We start from the raw sequence: 24,128 nt of genomic DNA on the forward strand, positions 1-24,128 counted from the left end.
ACAGGTTTGCAGCGGCCATTGGCGGACCTCCGCGGGGTCCGATGATTTTTGCGAAAAAACGCGCCCGTAGCTCAGCTGGATAGAGCATCAGACTACGAATCTGAGGGTCGGACGTTCGAATCGTTCCGGGCGCGCCATTCTACGCCAGGGCACGCTACGATGTGCCGCACCCCGCCGGACCGTCCATTCGTGCGCCACTCTTGGCAAAGCGCGCCGCAGGTTTTTTTCGGCGCCGCGAGAACTGAGGACGGCCGACTGAGCGGCAGGAAGACAGTTGCATTTGGTATCATGATATGATACACAGCGCGTAATGATCAGAAGCTTCCGGGGACCGTTCGCAGAGTTGATCTTCGCGCTGCGACGCGTTCCGAAGGGGTTTCCGACCGACGTCGCCAAGGTCGCCCGCCGAAAACTGGTGCAGTTGAACAACGCCACAAGGCTTGGTGATCTTGTGGCGCCGCCGGGCAACCGCCTGGAAGCTTTGCGAGGGGACTTTGCTGGCAAGCATTCGATCCGAATAAATGATCAGTGGCGGATCGTATTCCGGTGGAGAGATCAGGGGCCGGAAGAAGTCGAGATCATCGATTATCATTGAAAGGTGCGCTACCGTGGCCAAGAAACTCCCCCCCGTTCATCCCGGCGAGGTCCTGCGCGAGGAATTCCTGCGCCCCTTGAGCCTCTCTCCTTACGCGGTGGCTCGTGCTGTCGGCGTGCCGCGCACGCGAATCGAGCGGCTGGCCAATGAGCAAACCCCGGTAACTGCCGATACCGCCCTGCGGCTCGGCAGATTCTTCGGCACCTCCGCCGCGTTCTGGATGGGCATCCAGACGCAGTATGATCTTGAACGGGCAGAGGACGAACTGGGCACTACGCTGCGCAAGATCGCGCCGGCGCGCGAAGCTAAACCTGCAGCCTGACCGACAACCGACCTGCAGAGGCGTATCCGAGGCCGACGGTGAATGGCAATCGGCGGCGTCATCGTGGGTTCGGAAGCCCTCGCGCAGCCGCGAGCGCCAGATCATAGCGCTACGGCGAAAGAGTAGTGCCCGTCTTCATCGGCCGTGGCGCGCCACTCCGCAAATCTACCGCTTCTGGCGCTTAGGATGCTCTCGGCGAAGGAGCTGATACGGTAATGGCCATTTCCCCAGGTGTCGCACTGATCGTATTGCTCGCCCTTGGGCTCATCTTTCTTGCTTTGGTCGGCCTTGTTTATATGATCGTAGGATTCTTCCCGTCGTCGCCGTCTGGCGATCCTCAATCCTTTCCCTCTGATGAGCGCTCTCCATCCACGCAAAACGATGCTTCAACTCGGCATATTCCTTCGCAAGTCAACCGGTGGCTCTTAGCGTTTTTAACGGGCGTGATCTGGTTCTTACTTTGGGTGATATTTACGGTTATGGAAGCCCGGTGACACGCGGCAGCGAAATATTTCGGCTGAAGCTTTTGGATACGCGAGCGTTTCGGTTGTGGGCCTCGCCGTAGTAATTTGGTGCGCCGTCTGGCTTGGGAGGCGGTTCGTCCGAGGCAAAAGAATCCTCTAAGACAAAGACAAGTGTCTCGTTCGAGGTCCGGATTTAGCCCTCAAGCGACGTCGGGCTCCGAAATGATCTGCTTATTGGGGTAGAGCGGAAGACATCGACCGGCGTTCAAAACGGCGCTTGTGACCATTGCAGACATTTGGATCGCTTTTAGCTTAAAGTTGGGGCTGTCTTAATTTGTTAAGCGGGCCGAAGGTACGGTTGCTTTCGGAGATCGGCCAATGAGATTTCAGAGACCAAAAAAGAGCGGCGACGCGCTTGCTATTGCGGTGCTCGTGATCAGTGGGCTTTTTCTGCTTCTTGTCGCACTGCTCCCCACCCCAAAGGGGCGATTTAACTGGGGCTTTGGCCCGCAATGGGACTGCGGGAATAGTAATCCCATCGATATGTCTTGCCAGCTCAAGCGATAAGGCCGCCGCGGGAACCGGACCACCCACTCGCGGTAGAGGAGTTTCAAAAAGGCGTAGTGCTGGATCGCAAAGCATCGCAGCCTCGCCAATTGGAGCGCATCGCGGGCTGAGGCATCATAGCGCCACGGCGAACGAGTAGTGCCCATCTTCATCGGCCGTGGCGCGCCAGTCAGATCAAGCGCTTACGGAAGTTCACCGTTTGAGCCGCGCAAACCAAAACGGTTTCTCAAACGGTTTTGTCGCAGGGATCCAACTTTCATAACTTTAGTCGACCTCAGGGGCCAACCGAGATCATAGTGCGAGTGCCCCCGGCAGGCTCATAACCTGGACGGTCACAGACTCAAATCCTATCCCCGCAACCACTTTCGTCATAGTTCAATCTCCGTCCCGGTTTAGCTGCCGGGGCGGTTCCCGGGACGCCATCACAGGGGTTCTACTTTCTTTCGCGTGGTTCTCGCGAATTGGGGGCCGGTGGCCGCCGAAAGGCGACGGCGACATCAAGCAATTAGGAATTTGCGAGTTGAGACGTGGCGTCCGAAGGGCCGCTCACTGAGTGGTGGGGCCAAAGGCTTTCAAGTATTTGGCCGAGATCGTGACGAGAACACGGGGACTTATGTTACAGTTCTGTGCGCGTTTCGAGCTTCAGCACTACAGCTTCGGCGGGTTGGATATCGGGGCGACGGCCTCTTGCACGAATATTTCCTGCCCCTACACGCGTCCCCTCCGCACGAGGCCGCTCGTGACCCAATCGTCGAGGACTTCGAGTGCGGTCTCGGCGAAGGCTACGTCATTGATATGCGCGTCGAGCTCGATCAGCCGGACATTTGCGATTGGCACACGCCGCGTCTCGTCCAGGAACGCGGCAAGCGCCTGCGGTGCGTGCATGGGTTCGCCCTCGCGGTCCCATCCCTCGATGCCCTGTCGAGGAACGATGTAGACGGTTGGGCCTGTGCCAAGCGACAGCTTCTCGGCAATGTGGCGCGCGACACGGCGGCGTTCGTCGCCGGTCGCACTGACGGATGCTAGCAGGCGATTGTGGGCGTGGTAATTTCGCCCCTCGTCACCCCACCGGTTCTCGCGCCAGGTCGGAAAGTCGATCATGTCGATGGCGCCGGGCGCTACGATCTGCGGCGTGCCGCGACGTCCGGCGCCCTGGAGCCGGTCCGCGCCGGCGGTGACGATCGAGCCGGCGCAGTGGTTGGCAAGTTCCTGCAGACTGAAATCCATGACTGCGGCGAAGGCGCCGCTGGCTGCCAACGTCTCGAATGCGCGCCCGCCCATGCCGGTGGTGTGGAACACCGCGATGTCGTAGCCCCGCGCCTCGAGCGCGGGCAGCAGGTATTCCATGTAGCGCAAGCAACTCTTGCCGAGCGATGTCATGCCGATCAGCGGGCGATTGCCGGCAGGCCTGCGCGCCACCCGGCAGGCGCCAACGACGGCGCCCGCCGCCTGAGCGAGCGACGAGCGGCAGATGTCGTTGAGGCCATAGAGGCCGCCGGCCCACAGGATCATCATCAGGTCGGGCGACACGCGCTCCGGCGGAATCAGATGCGAGTAGGCGATCGTGGAGACGATGAATTTCGGGAAGCCGAGCGGCAGCGCCGAGGCCACATCAAGCGCAAGATCGGTGCCCATCGTGCCACCGAGCGCGAGCATGCCGTCGATCCGCCCTTCCACGCGGTATCGGCTCGCGAGCCGGGCCGCGCCTTCCGCCATCCTGGCCATTGCGAGGTTTTCGTCGCCGAGTTCCGCGATCTCGGGGAGGGTGGAATTCGCGGCGGCGGCAACCGCGTCGTTGGGGATTTCCGCCTTCAGAGTCCCGCGCGCGAGGATGCCGATATCCATGAATACGGCTTCGGCGCCGGCCTGCAGGATACAATCTCTGAGGAATGCAAGTTCTGGCGATTTGGTATCGGCCGTTCCAATCAGCAGGATTCGGGGTCTTGTCGTCGTCATCGCATATCCGCTTCCGGTTGGGATTTCACGCGGCGGCGAGCCGCCCGCCAAGCGCCGCGGAGATTCGCTGTGCCGCGCTGCGAGCCTCGGCGCCGTGGCGCGCGATGGCAGCCTCGTCCGCCCGCACTGCGGGGCTCGCGATGGAAATTGCACCGACGGCGCTGCCGCCCGGGCCGATGATCGGGGCCGCGACGCTGACGACGCCGTCCTCGAAGCCCTGGTCGCTGAACGCATAGCCAAGTTTCAATGCAGCCTCGATCGACTTCCGCAGCTGGCTGGCCGTCGTCAGCGATTTCGAGGTCATGCGAGGCAGCGGACCTCGCAGGACGGCGGTAAGAAAGTGCTGGGTTGCTGCGGAAAGGAAGGCAATACCCGACGCAGTGCAATGGAACGGCAGCCTCTGCCCGACGGCCACGCTGACCCGGTTGGCGTGCGGACTCTCACGGACGAGTACGCTCGATAGAACGTCGCCCGCGATCTGTGACACGTGGACAGTCTCTTCGCACTGTTGTGAAAGCGCCTCGACCAGCGGGCGCGCGATATCGAGCAGCGGAAGCGCGGCCTCGCGAATGCGCGCAAGGCGAACCAGCGCCGCACCCAGGCGGTAGCGTCGGCTCTCCGGATCCTGCTCGATGAAGCCTTTCGCGGCGAGCGCGACCAGCAGCCGTCGCGTCGTTGCTTTGTCATGGCCGGACAGGCGAGCCATGTCGACGAGGCCGATTTCGGGCGCCGCGGTTTCGAAATGATCCAGCAGCGATAGCGCTTTGACGACCGTGCTCATGGACGCGGAATGCCTCCCACCCTGCGTAGCCCGCGGGAACCGCGGCGACAAAAGACTTGACTCGATCGTGGCGGCTTTGCAAGTCTATAGTTGAAATATAGGTTCATATAATGAACCTATCTGGGAGATGCAACAAGGCGGTGGCATGGATCGCACGTTGAGCCGCATCGACGAGAGCGCGGTCGATCGTATGATCGATCGCGAACAGGCTCGCTTCCGCGAGATGCATCCGCGATCGGCCGAGGCTTGGGCGCGCGGCCGTGAACACTTTCTCTATGGCGGGCCTTCGCATTGGATGCGCCGCTGGGCCGGCGGCTTTCCGGTCTATGTCGCGAGCGCGAAGGGTGCGCGTCTGACCGATCTCGATGGGCGGACCTATGTCGATTTCTGTCTCGGCGATACCGGCGGCATGTGTGGCCACGGTCCAGAAGCCGTCACGACGGCGGTTGCGCGGCAGCTTGCCAACGGCGCCTCCACCATGTTGCCGACGGAGGACAGCCTCTGGGTCGGCGAGGAGCTCGCGCGACGCTTTGCGCTGCCGTATTGGACGCTGACGACTTCGGCGACTGACGCCAACCGCGCCGCGATCCGTATCGCGCGCATGATTACCGGCCGCAACAAGGTGCTCGTGTTTTCCGGTTGCTATCACGGCGGCGTGGAAGAAGCCCATGTGCAACTCGTCAACGGCAAAGCGCAATTGCGCAACATGATCCATCCGAACGGCGTCGATCACACGCGGGTTTCGCGCGTCGTGGAATTCAACGACCCCGCGGCGCTGGAAGCGGCACTGGCGCACTGCGACGTCGCCTGCGTGCTTACCGAGCCCGCGATGACCAATTTCGGCATGATCCCGCCGCAGCCGGGCTTTCACGCGGCGCTGCGGGCCGCGACCAGGAAAGCCGGCGCGCTGCTCATTATCGACGAGACCCATACGATCTCCTGCGGCATCGGGGGCTATACGCGCGAGCACGGGCTGGAGCCCGATATGATCACGCTCGGCAAGGCGATCGCGGGCGGTGTGCCGTGCGGTGCGCTCGGTGTTTCCGCCGAGGTGGCCGAGCGCATGTGGAAGGTCGTGCCGATGCTGAATCCGAAGGCTCGGCAGAGTGCCCACCTCGGCATGGGCGGAACCCTTGCCGGCAATGCGCTCACGGTCGCGGCGATGCGCGCGGTGCTCGCCGAGGTGCTCACGCCATCGGCTTATGCCGGCATGATTGCGCGGGCGCGGAAGCTCGCGACGGGCGCGCGGCGGGCGATCGAAAAACTCGGATTGTCCTGGCACGTCACAGAGATCGGAGCACGCTGCGAGATCATGTTCGGAGCTGTGCCGCCGCGCGATGGCGCGGACGCCGCGGCGATGCGCCAGGGCGGTCTCGAGACCTGGCTCCATGTTTTCTATCTGAATGAAGGCGTGCTGGTGACGCCGTTCCACACCATGTTTCTGATGTGCCCGGCGACCACGGATGCGGATGTCGAACGACACGACGACGTGTTCGGCCGCTTTGTCGAGACGGCGATGGCGGAAGGTGCGGTGAGGCCATGACTGGCCGCTCGCACTTTGATCTCTCCGGCCAGCGCGCGCTCGTGACGGGCGCCGGTCGCGGTATCGGGGCGGCGATCGTGACGCGGCTGGCGGAAGCCGGCGCCGAGATCGTTGCAGCTAACCGCACGGTTTCGCATGTAGAGGCGCTCGCGGCCGAGCTCGGCGCGCGCGGGCTCAAGGTCCGCCCCGAAAAGTTCGACGATCTTTCCCGCCGCGGTCTTGCGTCGCTGGTGGATCGTGTCGCCGCCGGGGGCGGGCTCGACATTCTCGTCCACAATGCCGGAGGATGCCCATGGTGCTCGCTCGAGGCGCTCGATGAGGCCACGCTCGATGCCACGCTATCACTCAACCTCAATACCTGTTTCTGGCTGACGCAGGCCGTGATCCCGCACATGCGCCGGCGCCGCGGCGGGCGCATTCTTATCACCTCGTCAGTCACGGGTCCGCGCGCGGCCATGGTCGGCGCTTCGCATTATGCGGCAGCCAAGGCGGGGGTGAACGGCTTCATCCGCAGCGCGGCGCTCGAACTGGCGCGTGACGCGATTACGGTCAACGGCGTCGAACCCGGCTTCATCGCCAAGCCCGGGCGCGGTGCCCTGGGCAGCGACGACGCGATGGCGCGAATCGCCGACGACCTACCGCTCGGCCGCATGGGCGAGGCCGACGACGTTGCCTTCGCGATGCTTTATCTCGCCTCGCGCGAAGCCAAATATGTGACTGGGCAAACGATCATTGTCGACGGCGGCGCACTGCTGCCCGAGACGGGCTGGGCGATGGATCGCGCGAGGGCCGTGCCATGACGGGACGGCTCGTGGGAAAAACGGCATTGGTGACCGGAGCCGCAACCGGGATCGGCCGTGCGGTCGCCGAGCGCTTCGCGGTCGAAGGTGCGAAAGTCGTGTTGTTCGGCCTCGACGGCGAGGCGCTCGAGGCTGTGTCGCGGGCCTGCGGCGGCCTTGCCGTTGAGGGAGACGTGACGCGCACGGCCGATATCGCGAGGGCGATTGCAGCCTGCGGCGGCACTCTCGACATCGTCGTCAACGCCGCGGGCGTCATCGCATTGGATGCTCCCGCGCGCATGGCCGACGAGACGTGGCGACGTGTCTTCTCGGTCAACGTCGACGGGCCGATGGCGGTCTGCCGCGCGGCGTTACCATCGCTGATCGCAGCGCGAGGCTGCATCGTCAACGTTGCTTCCGTCGCCGCCTTCAACGCATCGCCGAACACGGCGAGCTACGCCGCCAGTAAGTCGGCGCTTGTCTCCTACACCCGATCGATCGCTCATGCGCATGGGGCAGACGGCGTGCGCGCCAACTGCGTCGCGCCCGGCTGGGTGCGCACGCCGATGAGCGAGATGGAGATGCGCCTCGCCGCCGATGCCAGCGGCTCGACGGCGGAAGCCGAGTTCGCTGCGCTCGCCGCGCGCATCGCGCTCGGCCGCATTGCTGCGGCCGCCGAGATCGCCGCCTGCTGTTTGTTCCTCGCCTCCGAGGACGCCTCCTTCGTCACAGGAGCGGTGCTGATCGCCGATGGCGGCGGCCGCTCGCCTGTGGCGGGAAAGGCGGCGTGACGTGATGACCTTCCCACCCGCTTCCTTCGAGCACTCACCGGATATCCCGCGATGAAAGCCTCTTTCGCCGACCTCGTCCTGCGCAACGGCCGCATCTACACGGTGGATCGCAACCGCTCATGGGCAAGCGCCGTTGCTGTCCGCAATGGCCGCTACGTCGCGGTCGGGGACGATGCCGCTATCGAACCACACAAGGGGCCGTCCACGCACGTCGTCGATTTGCGGGGGCGCATGGCGATGCCCGGCATCACGGACATCCATACGCATATGCTGATGGGCGGGCAGGCCGAGCTGTTCGATCTCAACTTCCGTTCATCCCTCGGCGTCGACCAGATTTGCGCGGCGGTCCGCGCCTGGGCGGAAAAAGCCGCGCCCGGCGCCTGGATCGTCGGAGCGCAATGGGGCACGGACAAATTGCCGGCGCTCAATACCGCGGCTGCGCTTGCCAAGCTCGACGAGGCTTCGCTCGGCCATCCGGTGTTGCTGCGCGACGACAGCCATCACAATCGCTGGTGCAGTTCGGAAGCCCTGCGCCGCTGCGGCGTGACATCGGACACACCGAACCCAGCCAACGGGGAAATCGGTCGTGATCCCGCGACCGGGGCCCTGACCGGCATGATGATCGAAGCCGCATCGGGGATCGTCGAGCGGATCATGGGCGAGTCCGGCCATTATACGGCGGAAATGGATCAGGCGGCGATGGCGCGGTCGATCGACACGCTCAATTCCTTCGGCGTCACCTCGTTTTTAGAGGCCGCGTCGATGAAGCCGATCATGGCGGCGCTCAAAGGGCTTGACGACCGCGGCGCGCTGAGTGCGTGGGCCGGCTGCTCCATGCCGGCGGTCGAGCCGGCCTTCATGTTCGGGGTCTCGGGCGACGAACTCATCGGCATCCGAGAGCAGTTCCGCAGCCGGCACGTGAAGCCGGACTTCGTGAAATTTTTTCTCGATGGTGTGCCGGGCTTTAAGACCGCCGCTTTTCACGAGCCTTACGCGGCCGACCCGATCCGCGGCTGCTGCTTTCGTGGCTCGACCCTGATGACCGTGCCCGATCTCATTCGCTGGCTCGGCAAATGCGAGAAGCTTGGCCTCAGCGTGAAGATCCATTGCGCAGGCGACGCCGCGGTGACGCAGGCGCTCGACGCCATCGACGTGGTGCGCAGCTTCAATGGCCCGACCCATCTGACGCATCAGATCGCCCATGCGAGCTACATCACGCCGGCCGACGTGAGGCGCTTCGGAGAGCTGGGCGTCGTCGCCGATCTCTCGCCGATCATCTGGTATCCCACCTTCTTTCTTGAAGGCCACAAGGTCGCAATGGGCAAGGAGCGCGCCGAACGGTTCTGGCCGAACCGCGATCTGCTCGAGGCCGGTGCGCTGATGAGCGGCGGCTCGGACTGGCCGGTCATTCCCAATCCTGATCCCTGGAACGGGATCGAGGGCATGGTGACCCGGCGCAATCCGTCGGGCGAATTCGGCGACAGCACGCTATGGCCCGAGCAGGCGCTGGATCTCGCGACGACGCTGGAAATCTACACCATCAACGGCGCGCGGACGCTGCAACTCGGCGGCGTGACAGGCTCGGTCGAAATCGGAAAGTCCGCCGATCTGATCGTGCTCGACCGCAACCTGTTTGAAATCGCGGCGAACGAAATTGCCGACACGAAGGTAATGACGACCTATTTCGAGGGACAAGCCGTCTATGAACGTGCCTGATGCAGGTCGGTTGCGGCCGGTGACAGTGCTGACCGGGTTCCTCGGCAGCGGCAAGACGACGACGCTTGCTCGTCTCCTGAAGACATCCGAATTCGCCGGCACGGTCGCGATCATCAATGAATTCGGCGAGATCGGGCTCGATCACCTGTTGATCGAAACCAGCGAAGAACGCTTCGCGCTGCTCGACAACGGCTGCGTTTGCTGCACGGTGCGTGATGATCTCGTGGAGACATTGCTCCGGCTGATTGCGCGAGCGGACGCCGGCGAGCTTCCCGATTTTCGCCGTGTGGTGGTCGAGACGACTGGCCTTGCGGATCCTGCGCCGATCCTGCACGCGCTGATGGCGGAGGAGCGGCTGGCGAGATGTTACCGGATCGACGGCGTGCTTGCAACGGTCGACGCGGTCAACGGCCTGGCGACGCTCAACGCGCACCGCGAAGCGGTCAAGCAGGTCGCGGTTGCCGACCGCCTCTTGCTGACGAAGACCGACATCGCAGGCGAGGGGGCGCAAACGCCGCTGCTCTCCCGTCTCGCGACGCTCAATCCCACCGCGCTCGTCATTCATTCGCGGGAAGGCGATGCGCCGGCGTCCGCCTTGACCGGGCTGGAGCTCGATGCAGCGCATGCCGGGCCTGGAGAGATCGTCGGCTGGTTCGAGCGTGCCGCGCGTGCGGCCGAACAACCGCACTTCCGGGCGGAAGCGCATATTGAAAGCTGCCGCAATCCCGATTGCGCCGATCCCCGACACGGCCTGCAACATGACAAGGACATCTCTACCTTCTCGATTATTATCGATCGTCCGGTCGCCTGGGGCGCATTCAAGCAGTGGCTCGAATACCTCGCGCTCCTGAAGGGCGAAGACCTGCTCCGCTTCAAGGGCCTGGTTCACGTCGCGGAGCGGCCCGACACTCCGATCGTCGTGCATGGCGTTCAGCATGTGTTTCATCCGCCGTGCGAACTCGCCGCCTGGCCGAGCGCGGACCGGCGCACGCGCCTCGTCTTCATCACGCGCGGCATTCGGCGCGCCACCATCGAGGATACGCTTTCGAAATTCGCCGCGATTGATCTCGCGCGGATGCGCAGGCCAGCCGCCTGACGCTCGTTCCAAAAAAATTAAACGGAGGGAACCCAAGATGTCACTGAAACCAACTGCAGTCCTGCTCGCGAGCGGTCTCGCGGCCGCCACATGGTCCGGAGCGGCGTTTGCCGCGGGGCCCACTTGCCCGGACGGTTCGATCAAGCTCGGCGCGATATCGACCATCACCGGCCCGGCTGACTTCAGCGAAGTGCCGAAAGCCGCGAAGACGATGTATGACGCGGTCAACCGCGCCGGTGGCGTCAATGGCTGCAAGATCGACTACGAAATTGCCGACGACAAGGCCGACCCGCAGGTGGCAGCCCAAGCTGCACGCGACTTCATCGACAACAAGAAGGTGGTCGCGATGACAGGGGGCGCCAGCCTGTTGGAATGCGCCGTCAACGCCCCGACTTACAAGCGCGCCAATGTGATGTCCGTGCACGGACTCGGTGTCGATCCCGTCTGCTTCAATTCACCGAATATCGCTCCGGTCAACGTCGGTCCTTACACGCTGACGACGGCCATGGGGTTGTTCGCCACCAACAAGCTGAAGGTGAAGAATCTGTGCGCGATGTTCATTATCATCGGCGGCACGCAGGAGGCGTACAAGGCCGCCATCGCGCGATGGGAGCAGCTCACCGGCCAGAAGGCCAAGCTCGTCGACCTGACCGTTCCGATCTCCGGCGACTATACGCCCTTCGTCATCAAGGCGCGCGATGCAGGCTGTGACGCGGTCATCAGCAATGCGATCGAGCCGGGCGTCGTCGCCTGGGTCAAGACCGCGGATGCGCAGAAGATCGGCGGCATCAACTGGCTGTTCCTGGCGCCGGGTTACACCGTCGAAGTCGCCAAGACGCTCGCCGACAGCAAGCAACCGATCTATGCCGGCACCGAATGGGAGCCCTATACCGATCGGAATTCGCCTGCCAACAAGGACTGGATTGCGGCGATGAACGCGGGCAAGCGTCCGCTCACGGCGTTTTCGCAAGGCGGTTACCTCTCTGCTGAAGTGATGCTCGACGTCATCAAGAGTATCGACGGACCGGTCACGCGCGACAGCATAAACAAGGCACTCGCCTCGATGAAGCCCAAGTCCTATCCGCTGGCAGGCTCACCCTATGTGTTCGGGACCGCCGACAGGCATGCCCCGATGCAATCGACCAAGGTGGTCAAGCTCGAGAAGGGCGCCTGGACGGTCGAGACCAAGGACTGGCTCGTCGTTCCGGCAAAGTAAGCAGTCTCAAGGCATGCCGGGCGGTCAAGCCCGCCCGGCGATTTCCGGATTGATGATGAACCTTTATCTCACCGCAGCCGTGGCCGGACTTGCCGCAGGAGGCGCTTATGCGCTGCTCGGCGTCTGTGCGGTCTTTACCTATCGACTCGTTTCGGTCGTCAACTTCGTCGGTGCGGCGATCGGCGCGGCGGGCGCGTTCGCGTTCGCGATGCTGGTCGAGCAAGGGCTGCCCATCGGCGTCGGCGCGCTGGCAGGCGTCATCGTTGGCGCTGCTGTCGGTATCGGCGTCGGCGCGATCGTTACGAAATGGTTCGCGGAGTCACCGGCATCCACCAAGGCCGCGGTCGCGGTCGCGCTTTTGGTCGGCCTCGCGGCGATCGGTCTTCGCATCACCGGCGGCCAGCACCCGCATGACTTTCCGGAACTGATCCGCGGCTCGGCGTTTCGCCTCGCAGGTGTCGAAGTGACCAACGCCTCGGTTGCGACCCTTGCCCTTGCTGTGCTGTTCACGCTGGCGGCCAATCTGTTTCTCGATCGCTCGCATACCGGCCTGCAATTGCGCGCGCTCTCCGAGCGCCCCGTCGCGGCGGAATTGATCGGCATCCCGGTCCATGTACTTTCGCTCTGGGTCTGGGGTGTCGGGGGCGCTGCGACGGCGCTCGCGCTGATCATTATCGCGCCGCAACGCGCGCCAAACTTCCTCGCCTTGAGCCTGCTGGTCGTACCCGCGCTCGCTGCGGCCCTGATCGGGTTCTTCCGCAATTTCTGGGTGACGCTGGTCGGTGGCGTCGCGATGGGTATGATCGAGGGCCTGGCCAGCGTCATCCCAGGTCTCGGGGAATATCGGACTGCACTGCCCTTCCTTGTCATTCTCGCGGTGCTGCTCTGGTCGCAGAGGGGGGCCCGTTGGGATGATGCGCGCTAGCCTCCGCTCGGCCGCCACGGTGGCCATTGCCACGCTCGTAGTCGGTGGCGTCGCCGCCGGCGTGCTGCCGGGCTATTGGATCTACCTCGCGACCGCGGTGCTGATCACCGCGGTGAACCTGCTCAGCATCGGCATCGTCGAGGGTCGCACGGGCATGATCTCGCTGTGCCAGCTCTCGTTCGCCGGTGTTGGCGCCTGGACGGTCGGCTACCTCAACGTAGCCGGCGCGCCCGGCGGCTTGCCGCTTTGGATCCTGATCGGCGGTCTTGCCGCCATGCCGTTCGGCATTGCGATCGGGCTGCCGGCGTTGCGGCTGCGCGGCATCAATCTGGCGATCGTCACGCTCGGCTTCGCGAGCGCATTCGACGCGATCCTTGCTGCCAATACTTTCCCCGGCCAGACTCAGTTCCTGCAAGTGCCGCGCCCGTATGGCTTCGACAGCGACGAGGGCTATTTCCTGTTCGTACTGATCGTCTTTGTGCTGATCGCAGCGGCGCTCGAGTTGCTTGCCGGCGCACGCCTCGGCTCGTCCTGGCTCGCGATCCGGCATTCCGAGCGCGCCGCGGCGGCGCATGGCGTCGGCATTCCCTCGGCCAAGCTGCGCGCCTTCGCGATCAGCGCGTTTATCGCAGGTGTCGCGGGCGGATTGCTTGCCGGCTATCTCGGCACACTTGTGGCGGACAATTTCACGATGTTCGGCTCGCTTTCGCTGTTCGCTGTCGCCACCATGGCCGGTGCGCAATATGCCGAAGGTGCAATCATTGGCGGCGCGCTCGTGACGCTGTTCCCCGAATTGCTGCGCCGCCTCAATCTGCCGCAGGATCTGGGCAACGTGCTGTTTGCGGTCGGCGCCGTGCAGGCGCTCTCGACCGGCGAGACGATCAGCGAGAGCCTGCGGCGCGTGCGGGGACGCCTGCTGCGGCGCCGCGCAACGGAGACGGTCGTGCTCAACCGAGCCGATCTGCCGCGGCGCCGCGACCATGGCGCCGCGCCGGCGCTCACCGTGCGCGATCTCTCCGTGTGCTACGGCGCTGTGGTCGCACTCGATGATGTGGATTTCGACGTGCCGGCTGGCTCGGTCGTCGGCCTGATCGGGCCCAACGGAGCGGGCAAGTCGACCCTGATCGACGCGGTGACCGGCTTCCTGCCATCCTATGAGGGCTCCATCGAGTTGCAGGGGAAGGCGCTCGAGGGCCTGCTTGCGCACAAGCGGGCCCAGCTCGGCGTGCGCCGTACCTGGCAGACGAACCGCATCGCGCCGGACTTGTCGGTCGGCGCCTATCTGATGCTTGCATCAGGCGGCCTCACCACCGCGCAGTTGCGCGCCGCGCTGGCGTGGATCGGTCGCCTCGATCCCGACCAGAAGGTCGCCAAGATCGATGCGGCCACGCGGCGCATCCTTGACGTCGCAGGAGTCGTTGCTGCGCGCCCCGCGCTCGCGCTGCTTGACGAGCCGGCGGCCGGCCAGTCGTACGACGAGGCGCTACGGCTCGCCGCGCGCATTGCAGAAATACCGGCAGTGTTCGGCTCCGCGGTGCTGCTGGTCGACCACGACATGGACCTGGTACGCGCGGCCTGCGCGTCCGTCACCGTGCTCGACTTCGGTAGAGTAATCGCTTCCGGCCCGACCGCGAAGGTGCTCGAGCTTCCGGCCGTGAAGACCGCTTATCTCGGCGTCGACGAAACGGTGGCCGCATGAGCGCACTCAGGGTCGCCGACGTCCATATCAACCGCGCGGGCCTGCCGGTGATACGCGGCGTCAGTCTCGTCGTCGAGCCCGGCAGCGTGAGCGTGCTGCTCGGCACCAACGGCTCCGGCAAGACTACGCTGCTGGAAGGGCTTTCCGGCATCACGCCGATCGCCGGCGGGGCCATCGAGCTTCACTGCGAAGCCATTCATGGATTGCGCCCAGGCCTGCGTGCGCGCAAGGGGTTGGCTCATGTCGAACAGGGCCGCACCGTCTTCCGCACGCTAACCACCGATGAAAATTTGCGCGCCGCGTCGCGCGAGGCCGATCTCGCCGCGGCCTATGCGCTGTTTCCTGAACTCGAGAGACGCAAGGACGTGCGCGCCGGCCTACTCTCCGGCGGGGAGCAGCAGATGCTCGTCATCGCCCGCGCGTTGCTGACCCGACCCAAAACCATCATGATCGACGAAATGTCGGCTGGTCTTGCGCCTGTCATCGTCGGCCGCTTGATGAGCGCGGTGCGCAGGCTTGCCGAGCAGGGACAGGCGGTCCTGCTCGTCGAGCAGTTCGCCGCGCTCGCGCTGTCGATTGGCGACCGCGCCTACGTGCTGCGCCGGGGGCGCCTGGTTTACGACGGTCCTTGCGCGGCGCTTGCACAGTCGCACGACCTGCTGCACAGACTTTATCTTGGCGACTCCTCCGCTTCGCAAACCTGATCGACTTCGAAACGAGCTTGTCCAATGAGCAAGAGAGCGACATCCAACTTCCTGCGCGAGAACAACGCGCGCCAGGTGTGGCATCCAATGGCGCATCCCAATGAGATGGAGGGAACGCCACCGCGCATCATCGTCTCCGGCGAGGGGGTCTACGTCACCGACATCGACGGCCGCCGCGCCGTCGATGCCGTCGGCGGGCTCTGGAATGTCAATCTGGGCTACTCCAATGAAGCCATCAAGCAGGCGATCGCCGAGCAGCTGGCCGAGCTTCCCTATTACTCGGCCTTCCGCGGCACGACGCATCCGCGCCTGATCGAGCTCGGCCACAGGTTGATCGAAATCCTCAAGCCGGAAGGCGCACGTCGCGCATTCTTTACTTCGGGCGGATCGGATTCCGTGGAGTCCGCGCTGCGCATCGTCCGTCAGTACTGGAAGGTGCGCGGGCAGGCGGACCGCGTCAAATTCCTTGCGCTGAAGAAAGGCTACCATGGCACGCATTTCGGCGCTGCTTCGGTCAACGGCAATTCCAATTTCCGCCGCGCGTATGAGCCGCTGCTGCCGGGCGTCCATCACCTGCCGACACCGTTTTCATATCGAAATCCGTTCAATGAGGAGAACCCGGCGCGGCTTGCCGAGCTCTGCCTTGCCGCGATCGAGGACGAAATCAAGTTCCAGGGCGCCGACACCATTGCGGCCTTCATTGCCGAGCCGGTGCAGGGTGCGGGCGGCGTCATCGTGTTTCCGAACGGTTACTTTGCGTCGTTGAAGGCATTGCTCGACCGCTACGACATTCCGCTGATCGCAGATGAGGTCGTCACTGCCTTCGGGCGTGCTGGCGAGTGGTTCGGCGTGCGGCTCGACGGCGTCAAGCCCGATGTCATGTGCATCGCCAAGGCGATCACCTCGGGCTATTTCCCGTTCGGCGCTTGCGTGGTCGGCGAGAAGATCGAAAGCGCGTTCAAGGCGAACAAGGACGCGCTGGGCGCGATTTACCACGGCTACACCTATTCGGGGCATCCGGTCGGATGCGCCGCGGCGCTCGCCTGCCTGGACGAAACCTTCGCGCGCGATCTTCCCGGCAATGCAAGAACGCAGGGCGATTATCTGCTTGAGGCGTTCCGTGGTCTCGCGCGCAAGCACGATGTGCTGGGGGACGTTCGCGGCAAGGGCCTGATGATCGGCCTCGAGCTCGTCGCCGATCGCGCCAGCAAGACGCCGGCCGGAAAGAATTACATGACAGCGATCGCTGCACGCAGCTACGACGCAGGGGCGATGATCCGGACCTCCGGCAATGTCATCATTCTCTCGCCGCCGCTCATCCTTTCTCGCGAGGAGGCCAAACAGATCGTCGAGGCCGTCGGCGTGGCGATCGAGAGTACTAGCATGAGTCCAGCGCAATGAACGGACCTTGCACGGGATTGCTGCTCGATTTCGGCGGCGTGATCTCGGTCACGTTGTTCGAGCGCCACATTGTCTCGGAACAAGCGCTCGGCCTTCCCGTCGGCGCGCTGACGTGGCGCGGGCCGTTCGATCCCGCGGGCGACCAGCTCTGGGCCGACATGATCGACGACAAGATCGCCGAGCGCGAATACTGGGCGTGTCGCGCGGCCGAGGTCGGCAGGCTCTTCGGCGAGGACTGGGACATGCAAACGTTGATCCGCCGCACCCGCGGGCCGGACGCAAACCGTCACATTCGTGCCGAGGCAGAGCGAACGATCCGGCGCGCCAAGGCAGCCGGCCGGCGAGTCGGCATTCTCTCCAACGAGCTCGAGCTGTTCTATGGCCGCGACACCGTCGAGCAACTCGAAATACTGAAAGAGATCGATTCCATCGTTGATGCAACCCACACGCATATTTTGAAGCCGGACCCTCGCGCCTATAAATTGGGCTGCGAGGCGCTCGGCCTCTCGCCCGATCAGGTTCTGTTCATCGACGACCAGTCGCGAAACGTCGACGGCGCCGGTCGCGCCGGACTCGAGGCGCTGCAGTTTGACGTTACACGACCCGCTTTGAGCTTCGCCGAAGCGGAGAGGCGGCTCGGATTGGAAGGCCGCGGTGCCTGAGTTGTTGCCACATCATTCCCATCCAAATGTTTGCGGCGGCAGCGAACACGCGCGCGCTTCACCGACGGTTCCGGGATTCGTCCTTGTCGAGGTGCAGACGACGTGCAATTCTTGTTTTCAGCCGGAAGCCCGATCAAGAGTGACATAGCTAAACCCTCCTGTCCTTTCCACGACTTCGAGGCTCCATCATGTCGAACCTTATGCAGCGTACGACCGCCCCCTGGCGCATCGGAGTGCTGTTCTCGCGGACCGGCTTCATGTCAGTGATTGAGGAAACCCAATATCAGGGAACCTTGCTTGCGATCGAAGAGATCAACGCTGCCGGCGGCGTCTGCGGCCGGGAACTGGTCCCCGTGTCCTATGATCCTGGTTCCGACTCGGCTGCCTACGGGCATTATGCCAAGCGGCTGATGATCGAAGATGAGGTCAATACCATCTTTGGCTGCTACACGTCGTCGAGCCGCAAGGCCGTGTTGCCGGTGGTGGAGCGGCTGAATGGCCTGCTGTGGTATCCGACGCTTTATGAGGGCTTCGAGACTTCGCCAAATGTCATCTACACCGGTGCCTCGCCCAACCAGAATAGTCTCGCGTTGTGTCGCTACCTGATGGATACATATGGTAGTCGTTTCTACTTCGTCGGGTCGGATTATATCTATCCGCGCGAATCCAATCGGGTTATGCGTGAAGTCCTCAAGGCCAATGGCGGATCGGTCGTGGGCGAGCGCTATGTCAATGTTCACGCGCGTTGGCAGGATTTCCTGCCGATCGTCCAGGACATCGGAAGACTGAGGCCCGACGTGATCTTCTCCACCGTGGTCGGAGAAGCCACGGTCTTTCTCTACCGGGCGTATGCGAATGTGGGGCTCGACCCGCGAAAGATGCCGATCGCGAGCCTGACAACCACGGAAGCAGAGATCGCCGCCATGGGCTTCGACGTTGGTGAGGGTCACATCACGGCGGCGTCCTATTTCCAGGGTATCGCGGGCGAGACCAACAACTGCTTCGTCAACCGCTTCAAGAAGCGGTTTGGCGGCGATGTCTCGACCAACATGTGCGTCGAGGCGTCCTACTTTCAGCTCCATCTCTTTGCGAAGGCGCTTGAGCAGGCCAATACGCTCGATACCGAGGTTCTCAGAGCGATGGTGCTGGGCACGACGTTTGACGCGCCGCAGGGCGCGGTCACCGTCAATCCAATGACCGGACATGCCGATCTCTGGACGCGCATTGGTCGCGCCAACCGGAGCGGCCAATTCGATGTCATCCATCAATCGAGGGAAGCGGTGCACGCGGATCCGTTTCTCATTGGATACGGACGCGCGACCGCCCAGGCAGGAAACGCCCTATGAACGACGTCATGCGCAAGCCTGCGAGCAGCCGGGAAACCTCAGGTCGCAAGACCATGGTGCAGGAATTTGCCGATCTGACCGCCGTGATCCTCGCGCCGCTGGATGATCAGGCGAGCCTTCTGCTACGGGAATTGCAACGCTACCGGATGCGTGCGCGGCAGGTTTGGCCGATGCCGACAACAGTGCCGGGCGATGCCGACGTCGTTTATTGCGAATATTGTCCGGACCTCGCCCGGCGCTTGCCCTGGATTCCCGGCGATGCGCGATCGGCGCTTGTTGTGATCGTGCCGGCGACGGAGCCGATTCAGGCAGATGCGTTGTCCCATGCGACGCCAAACGCCGTGTTGTCTCGTCCCTTTACACCAAACGCCGTGCTGTCGAGTCTGGTGCTGGCGCGAAGCCAGTTCGGATATGAGCGGCGACTGCGCAGCAAGATCGAGAGACTCGACGAGAACCTGCGCTCGATGCGTACCGTCGAGCGCGCGAAAGCGATCTTGATGGCGACGCGACAGATGCCGGAGACCGAAGCGTACGGCTTTATTCGTCGACAAGCGATGGATCGTCGTGTGTCTGCAAGCGCCGTCGCCGCAGCAATTGTTGACTCCTTCGAATTGCTTGGCTACGATCCTCAACACTGATCCCCAATAGCGGGGACCGGCGGCGAGAGCGCCGCCAACGACACAACCGGCAACAAAGCCCTCCCAATGCTCGCGTCAGCGCGCATCGGGAGGGCTTTTTTTGTTTTTCATTCCAGGAGCATGAGAAATGAGTATTTCGCGGCGGACATTGATGAGAAATGCGGCGGCGCTTGGTGCGTTTGCCGGAACCGGCTTTCCGCACATCTGGATCAAGAACGCGGATCTCGCACGCGCAGCCGCGGGCGAGATCAAGGTTGGCGTCCTGTTTTCACTGACAGGCACGACCGCGATCATCGAGGAATCGCTCAACAAGGCGACGATCCTCGCGATCGAGGAGATCAACGCCGCCGGCGGCATCAAGGGCAGCAAGATCGTGCCGATCGTGGAAGATCCGGCCTCCGATCCCGCGACCTTCTCCGAGAAGGCGCGCAAGCTCGTGGTTGGCGACAAGTGCGTCAGCGTGTTTGGCTCCTACACCTCCGCAAGCCGCAAGGCGGTGCTGCCGGTGTTCGAACGCCAGAACAATCTCTACTGGTATCCGACCCTGTACGAGGGCCGCGAGTGCTCGAAGAACGTGGTCTATACCGGCGCCGTCCCGAATCAGCAGCAGGATGAGTTCGTTCCCTGGCTGATCAAGAAGTTCGGCAAGAAATTTTACCTGATCGGCTCGAACTACATCTATCCGAAGGAAGAAAACAACTACTGCAAGAAGCTGCTGGCGAAATATGGCGGCGAGGTCGTCGCGGAAGAGTATGTCCCGCTTGGCCACTCCGAATTCTCCTCGGTCATCAACAAGATTCGATCGACCCAGCCGAACGTGATCTTTTCGACGGTGGTCGGCGATTCCGTGGTGGCGCTGCACCGGCAATATCGCGCCGCCGGACTCGATCCTGAGAAGATGCCGATGGCGAGCCTCACCACCTCGGAGAACGAGGTGGCGGCGATGGGCGGCGAGGCCGCCGCCGGCCACTTCACCTCCGCACCGTATTTCCAGGTTCACAAATCACCCGAGAACGAGAAGTTCGTCGCCGCCTATCGCAAGCGCTGGGGCGCGGACAAGGTCACGCATTTCGTTTCCGAAGCCTGCTATTTCCAGACCTATCTGTTCAAGCAGGCGGTGGAGAAACTTGCAGCGAGCGACATCACCCCGCCGAACATCCGCGACGCCGTGAAGGGACAAGAGACCGTTGCCCCGCAAGGCAGGGTGCGTATCGAGCCCGAGAACCTGCACACCTGGTTGTGGCCGAAGATCGCGCAGGCCAAGTCGAACGGCCAGTTCGAGATTCTGGTCGAGGCCAAGGAGTGGCTGAAGCCGCTGCCCTATGCAGCCTATCCCGGGCAGGTCTGCACCGAAAAGGGGCTCGTCGAGAAGAGCTGACGACGGGAGCGAATGAGGGCCGCCGGCAAGCGTTTTGCGGGCGGCCGCTCTCACGGAGATTCGCGCGTGGACCAATTCATCGAACAAATCATCACCGGGCTAAGTATTGGATCAATCCTGCTGCTCGTCGCAATGGGTCTGTCGATCATCTACGGTTCGATGGGCATCATCAATCTCGCCCATGGCGAGTTCGTCATGCTTGGCGCCTACACCGCGTGGCTGCTCCAGAGCCATTTCGGTCTCGGATTGCTTGCGAGCCTGGTTCCGATCTTCATCGTCGTCGCGGCGGTCGGGTGGATCATTGAGCGCTATGTGCTGAGCCTGCTCAACAACCGGCCGCTCGATACCATTCTCGCCACCTGGGGTGTGGGCATCATGCTGCAGCAGAGCGTTCGCCTGATGGTGGGCAGCGAGCTGCGCTATGTTCAAATGCCGCCATCGCTGTCGGACAGTACGGACGTACTGGGATTCTCGGTGTCATCCTATCGAGTGTTCCTTTTCTTCGTGGCCATCGCGCTGTTTGCGGTCACATGGCTGCTGATGAACCGAACCACAGTCGGCATGAAGCTGCGCGCAATCATGCAGGATCGTTCGGTTGCGGCTTCGTTCGGTATCAATGCAAAGCGGGTCTATGCCCTGACCTTCGCCTACGGCGCGGGCCTTGCGGGACTGGCCGGCGCGCTGGTGTCCCCGCTCAAAAGCGTCTCACCCGACATGGGTACCGGCTACGTGGTGGACGCCTTCATGGTGGTGGTGCTCGGCGGCGTACAGAGCCTCGCCGGCACGGTCGCCAGCGCCTTCTTCCTCGGCGAACTCTCCGGGGCCATCGCCTTCTTGCAGAACGACACCGTCGCGAAGGCGATTGTGCTTCTGGCCATCGTCGTGCTCATCCGTTTCCGCCCCGAAGGTCTCTTCGCCACACGCGTACGCACCTGAAATCAGATCGACGATGACATCGAAGACCTCGCCTCACAACGGAATCCCCCAGCTTAGCGCGCAGATCGCGCCGCTGCTGCTGGTTTGCGCACTGGTGTTCGCGCTTCCGTTGATCCTCAACAACGACTTCCTGCTCAACAAGATCGCGCGCTACCTGGTGCTCGGGATTCTCACTGTGTCGCTGGCGCTGTCGTGGGGTTATGGCGGCATCCTGAATCTGGGCCAGGCCATGAGCTTCGGCATCGGCTCCTATGCCATGGCGATGGCGCTGAAGCTGAAGACGATACCGGTTCACACCGGTTCGGGTGGACTGCCCGATTTCATGGTGTGGAACAACGTGGCGCAGCTGCCGTGGTTCTGGATGCCGTTCAAGTCGCTCGGTTTTGCGCTCGTGGCCGGCGTGCTGGCGCCGGCGCTCGTGGCCGCCGCGCTCGGCTGGTTCGTCTTCCGCAGCCGCGTCACCGGCGTCTACGTGTCGATCATCACGCTCGCCACCATGGTGGTGCTGAATCTCGTGATCATCGATCAGCAGAGCTACACCGGCGGCTTCAACGGCATCACTGATCTCGCCCAGCTCGAGTTGTTCGGTGTCGCCTTCGATGCCTATGGCCGTGCCACCTACTATCTCGTGGCCGGCTGCGTGATGCTGAGCCTGCTGGTTGCCTTCGCCTTCACTCACACCAAGGCCGGGCTCGTGGTGCAGGCGATCCGCGACCATGAAAGCCGCGTGCGCTACTTCGGCTACGACGTCGCTGCCTATCAGATATTCGTGTTCGCGCTGTCCGCCGCGATCGCGGGCCTTGCCGGGATGCTCTACACGATCGTGATGGAGTTCGCGTCGCCGACCTTCCTTGGCGTGCAAATCTCGCTGTCGGTGGTGGTGTGGTGTGCGGTTGGCGGTCGCCAAAGCCTCGTTGGCGCGTTTCTCGGCGCAGTACTGGTGGCCGGCATGCAGGGCGCGCTCTCTGAATCCGCGGCCTTCCTTGAAACCTGGACACTGGTGATGGGCGCGCTGTTCGTCCTGGTTGTCTTGTTCCTGCCGAAGGGACTTGCCGGCCTTGCGCAAGGTGTTTGGCGCGCGATCGCGCAGCGCCGACAGGCCACACAAGAGGTAGCCGGAACCGTCGGCCAGACCAGGGAGGGCAGCGCATGACCAGACACCTCCACCTGCGCGACATCTCCGTCTCCTTCAACGGTTTCAAGGCGCTCGACGGCCTCAACATGAGCGTAGGCAAGGGCGAGTTGCGCTGCCTGATCGGCCCCAATGGCGCCGGCAAGACCACGGCGCTCGACATCATCTGCGGCAAGGTCAAGCCGAGCGCCGGCTCGGTCAGCTTCGACGGCGTGACGCTTGAGGACATGGAAGAGCACCAGATCGCCCGCGTCGGCGTCGGCCGCAAGTTCCAGGTGCCGAGTGTGTTCCGCGATCTCACGGTGGCTGAGAACCTCGAGGTCGCGCGAGCGCGGCGTCCCGGCGTGTGGGCCAATCTCCGCTGGGACGCTCGCCGCGCCGGACGCGAGGACATCGAGCGCCTCGCCCAACTCGTCGGCCTTGCCGAACAGCTGGAGCAGTCGGCGGCCCATCTGTCGCACGGGCAGACCCAATGGCTCGAGATCGGAATGCTGGTCGCCCAGGACGCCGAGCTGATTCTGATGGACGAACCGACCGCCGGGATGACCGCGCACGAGACACGCAAGACCGCCGAGTTGTTTGTCCGGCTCAAAGGCCGGCACACGCTGGTGGTGGTCGAGCATGACATGGGCTTCGTCAAGGCGATCGGCGACGTTATCTCGGTGATGCATCTTGGTCAGTTGCTGGCGGAAGGCACCGCAGCGGAAGTGGAAGCGCATCCCGATGTGCGCCGCGCCTATCTCGGATCGGGAGGCATCACCAATGCTTGAGTTGGCCGATCTTGACGCGTTCTACGGCAACAGCCGCACGCTTCAGGGCATCAACCTCACGGTCGCGTCCGGCGAATTTCTCTCGGTGCTTGGTCGCAACGGCGTCGGCAAGACGACGCTGATGCGCAGCATTCTCGGCCTGATGGATCGCATCACCGGCCGGCTTGTTCTTGATGGGACCGACATCTCGGCCTTGCGCACCCATCAGCGGGCCAAAGCCGGCATCGCCTATGTGCCGCAGGGGCGAGGCGTCCTGCCGCGCTTCACGGTCCGCGAGAACCTGACGCTTGGCACCTTCGCGGCCAAGTCCCCCAACGGCATCGAGGAGTGGGTGATCGAGCTCTTTCCCATGCTGAGGGACTTCCTTAATCGGCACGGGGGCAACCTCTCCGGCGGACAGCAGCAGCAGCTTGCGATCGCGCGGGCGCTGCTGGCGCAGCCGAAGGTCATGCTGCTCGACGAGCCCACCGAAGGCATTCAACCCAACATCGTGGAGCAGATCGAGGATGTGATCACCCGGCTCAATCGCGAGCGCGGCATCACGGTGATCCTGGTCGAGCAGAACGTCGCGTTCGCACGGCGCGCCTCCCATCGATTTGCATTGCTTGAGAAGGGACGGGTGGTCGCCAGGGGTGCGATCGCGGAACTCACGGACGAACTCGTCCAGCGGCACATGGCTGTCTAGCGGGAACTAACAACGTTCAATTGAAA

General features: G+C 63.4%; 23 protein-coding genes and 1 tRNA gene. 22 read left to right on the top strand and 2 right to left on the bottom strand.

Features of this window, described 5'->3' with window-relative positions:
• The first annotated feature begins 60 nt into the window (after positions 1-60).
• The 4 genes from M6D32_RS13050 to M6D32_RS13065 all read left to right on the top strand — a co-directional run bounded on the left by M6D32_RS13050 (position 61) and on the right by M6D32_RS13065 (position 1,411).
• Positions 61-137, top strand: a tRNA-Arg gene (locus M6D32_RS13050).
• A gap of 173 nt (positions 138-310) precedes the next feature.
• Positions 311-595 (top strand): type II toxin-antitoxin system RelE/ParE family toxin, encoded by a 285-nt coding sequence (locus M6D32_RS13055; RefSeq protein WP_298256716.1) that lies wholly within the window; start codon positions 311-313, stop codon positions 593-595.
• A gap of 13 nt (positions 596-608) precedes the next feature.
• Positions 609-917: a HigA family addiction module antitoxin gene (locus tag M6D32_RS13060; RefSeq protein ID WP_298256718.1), complete on the top strand. Its 309-nt coding sequence runs from the start codon at positions 609-611 to the stop codon at positions 915-917.
• Positions 918-1,132: 215 nt separating this feature from the next.
• Positions 1,133-1,411 (top strand): hypothetical protein, encoded by a 279-nt coding sequence (locus tag M6D32_RS13065; RefSeq protein WP_298256720.1) that lies wholly within the window; start codon positions 1,133-1,135, stop codon positions 1,409-1,411.
• A gap of 1,245 nt (positions 1,412-2,656) precedes the next feature.
• Here M6D32_RS13065 and M6D32_RS13070 read toward each other — a convergent pair.
• Positions 2,657-3,904: a Tm-1-like ATP-binding domain-containing protein gene (locus M6D32_RS13070; RefSeq protein WP_298256722.1), complete on the bottom strand. Its 1,248-nt coding sequence runs from the start codon at positions 3,902-3,904 to the stop codon at positions 2,657-2,659.
• A 25-nt stretch (positions 3,905-3,929) separates the two neighbouring features.
• Positions 3,930-4,685: an IclR family transcriptional regulator gene (locus M6D32_RS13075; protein ID WP_298256724.1), complete on the bottom strand. Its 756-nt coding sequence runs from the start codon at positions 4,683-4,685 to the stop codon at positions 3,930-3,932.
• Between the two features lie 145 nt (positions 4,686-4,830).
• Between M6D32_RS13075 and M6D32_RS13080 the strand changes: the two genes are divergently transcribed.
• From M6D32_RS13080 to urtE, 18 genes are all read left to right on the top strand, one after another.
• Positions 4,831-6,228, top strand: a complete 1,398-nt coding sequence (locus M6D32_RS13080; RefSeq protein ID WP_298256725.1) for a transaminase — start codon at positions 4,831-4,833, stop codon at positions 6,226-6,228.
• Complete coding sequence (locus M6D32_RS13085) at positions 6,225-7,028, top strand: SDR family oxidoreductase (protein WP_298256727.1); 804 nt, start codon at positions 6,225-6,227, stop codon at positions 7,026-7,028. Before M6D32_RS13080 ends, M6D32_RS13085 begins: the two co-directional genes overlap by 4 nt.
• Positions 7,025-7,798 (top strand): SDR family oxidoreductase, encoded by a 774-nt coding sequence (locus M6D32_RS13090; protein ID WP_298256729.1) that lies wholly within the window; start codon positions 7,025-7,027, stop codon positions 7,796-7,798. Before M6D32_RS13085 ends, M6D32_RS13090 begins: the two co-directional genes overlap by 4 nt.
• Before the next feature lie 51 nt (positions 7,799-7,849).
• Entirely contained in the window at positions 7,850-9,514 is a 1,665-nt protein-coding gene (locus tag M6D32_RS13095) for an amidohydrolase (RefSeq protein ID WP_298256731.1), read from the top strand.
• Entirely contained in the window at positions 9,507-10,610 is a 1,104-nt protein-coding gene (locus M6D32_RS13100; RefSeq protein ID WP_298256734.1) for a GTP-binding protein, read from the top strand. Before M6D32_RS13095 ends, M6D32_RS13100 begins: the two co-directional genes overlap by 8 nt.
• A gap of 37 nt (positions 10,611-10,647) precedes the next feature.
• Positions 10,648-11,826, top strand: coding sequence for an ABC transporter substrate-binding protein (locus M6D32_RS13105; protein WP_298256736.1), 1,179 nt, complete (start codon positions 10,648-10,650; stop codon positions 11,824-11,826).
• Positions 11,827-11,881: 55 nt separating this feature from the next.
• Positions 11,882-12,751 carry a branched-chain amino acid ABC transporter permease gene (locus tag M6D32_RS13110; RefSeq protein ID WP_298256797.1) on the top strand — a complete coding sequence of 290 codons (870 nt, stop codon included), beginning with the start codon at positions 11,882-11,884 and terminating at the stop codon, positions 12,749-12,751.
• Positions 12,738-14,450, top strand: a complete 1,713-nt coding sequence (locus M6D32_RS13115) for an ATP-binding cassette domain-containing protein (RefSeq protein ID WP_298256738.1) — start codon at positions 12,738-12,740, stop codon at positions 14,448-14,450. Before M6D32_RS13110 ends, M6D32_RS13115 begins: the two co-directional genes overlap by 14 nt.
• Positions 14,447-15,154 carry an ABC transporter ATP-binding protein gene (locus M6D32_RS13120; protein WP_298256740.1) on the top strand — a complete coding sequence of 236 codons (708 nt, stop codon included), beginning with the start codon at positions 14,447-14,449 and terminating at the stop codon, positions 15,152-15,154. Before M6D32_RS13115 ends, M6D32_RS13120 begins: the two co-directional genes overlap by 4 nt.
• Positions 15,155-15,178: 24 nt before the next feature.
• On the top strand, positions 15,179-16,555 hold the full coding sequence (locus tag M6D32_RS13125) for an aminotransferase class III-fold pyridoxal phosphate-dependent enzyme (RefSeq protein WP_298256742.1): 1,377 nt from the start codon (positions 15,179-15,181) through the stop codon (positions 16,553-16,555).
• A complete protein-coding gene (locus M6D32_RS13130; RefSeq protein WP_298256744.1) occupies positions 16,552-17,217 on the top strand; it encodes an HAD-IA family hydrolase in 666 nt (221 codons plus the stop codon). The genes M6D32_RS13125 and M6D32_RS13130 overlap by 4 nt, the downstream gene beginning before the upstream one ends.
• Before the next feature lie 188 nt (positions 17,218-17,405).
• Positions 17,406-18,563, top strand: coding sequence for a transporter substrate-binding domain-containing protein (locus tag M6D32_RS13135; protein ID WP_298256747.1), 1,158 nt, complete (start codon positions 17,406-17,408; stop codon positions 18,561-18,563).
• The gene (locus M6D32_RS13140; protein ID WP_298256748.1) at positions 18,560-19,201 is read left to right on the top strand and encodes an ANTAR domain-containing protein; all 642 of its coding nucleotides are present in this window, start codon (positions 18,560-18,562) and stop codon (positions 19,199-19,201) included. Before M6D32_RS13135 ends, M6D32_RS13140 begins: the two co-directional genes overlap by 4 nt.
• A 127-nt stretch (positions 19,202-19,328) precedes the next feature.
• Positions 19,329-20,579: a transporter substrate-binding domain-containing protein gene (locus tag M6D32_RS13145; RefSeq protein ID WP_298256750.1), complete on the top strand. Its 1,251-nt coding sequence runs from the start codon at positions 19,329-19,331 to the stop codon at positions 20,577-20,579.
• A gap of 12 nt (positions 20,580-20,591) precedes the next feature.
• On the top strand, positions 20,592-21,515 hold the full coding sequence (urtB, locus tag M6D32_RS13150) for an urea ABC transporter permease subunit UrtB (protein ID WP_298256752.1): 924 nt from the start codon (positions 20,592-20,594) through the stop codon (positions 21,513-21,515).
• Between the two features lie 13 nt (positions 21,516-21,528).
• A complete protein-coding gene (urtC, locus tag M6D32_RS13155) occupies positions 21,529-22,668 on the top strand; it encodes an urea ABC transporter permease subunit UrtC (RefSeq protein WP_298256754.1) in 1,140 nt (379 codons plus the stop codon).
• Positions 22,665-23,417, top strand: a complete 753-nt coding sequence (gene urtD / locus M6D32_RS13160; protein ID WP_298256756.1) for an urea ABC transporter ATP-binding protein UrtD — start codon at positions 22,665-22,667, stop codon at positions 23,415-23,417. The genes urtC and urtD overlap by 4 nt, the downstream gene beginning before the upstream one ends.
• Entirely contained in the window at positions 23,410-24,102 is a 693-nt protein-coding gene (gene urtE / locus M6D32_RS13165) for an urea ABC transporter ATP-binding subunit UrtE (protein ID WP_298256758.1), read from the top strand. The genes urtD and urtE overlap by 8 nt, the downstream gene beginning before the upstream one ends.
• The last annotated feature ends 26 nt before the right edge of the window (positions 24,103-24,128 follow it).

It is taken from the genome of Bradyrhizobium sp., assembly GCF_027307225.1.
In the GTDB taxonomy this organism is placed as follows: domain Bacteria; phylum Pseudomonadota; class Alphaproteobacteria; order Rhizobiales; family Xanthobacteraceae; genus Bradyrhizobium.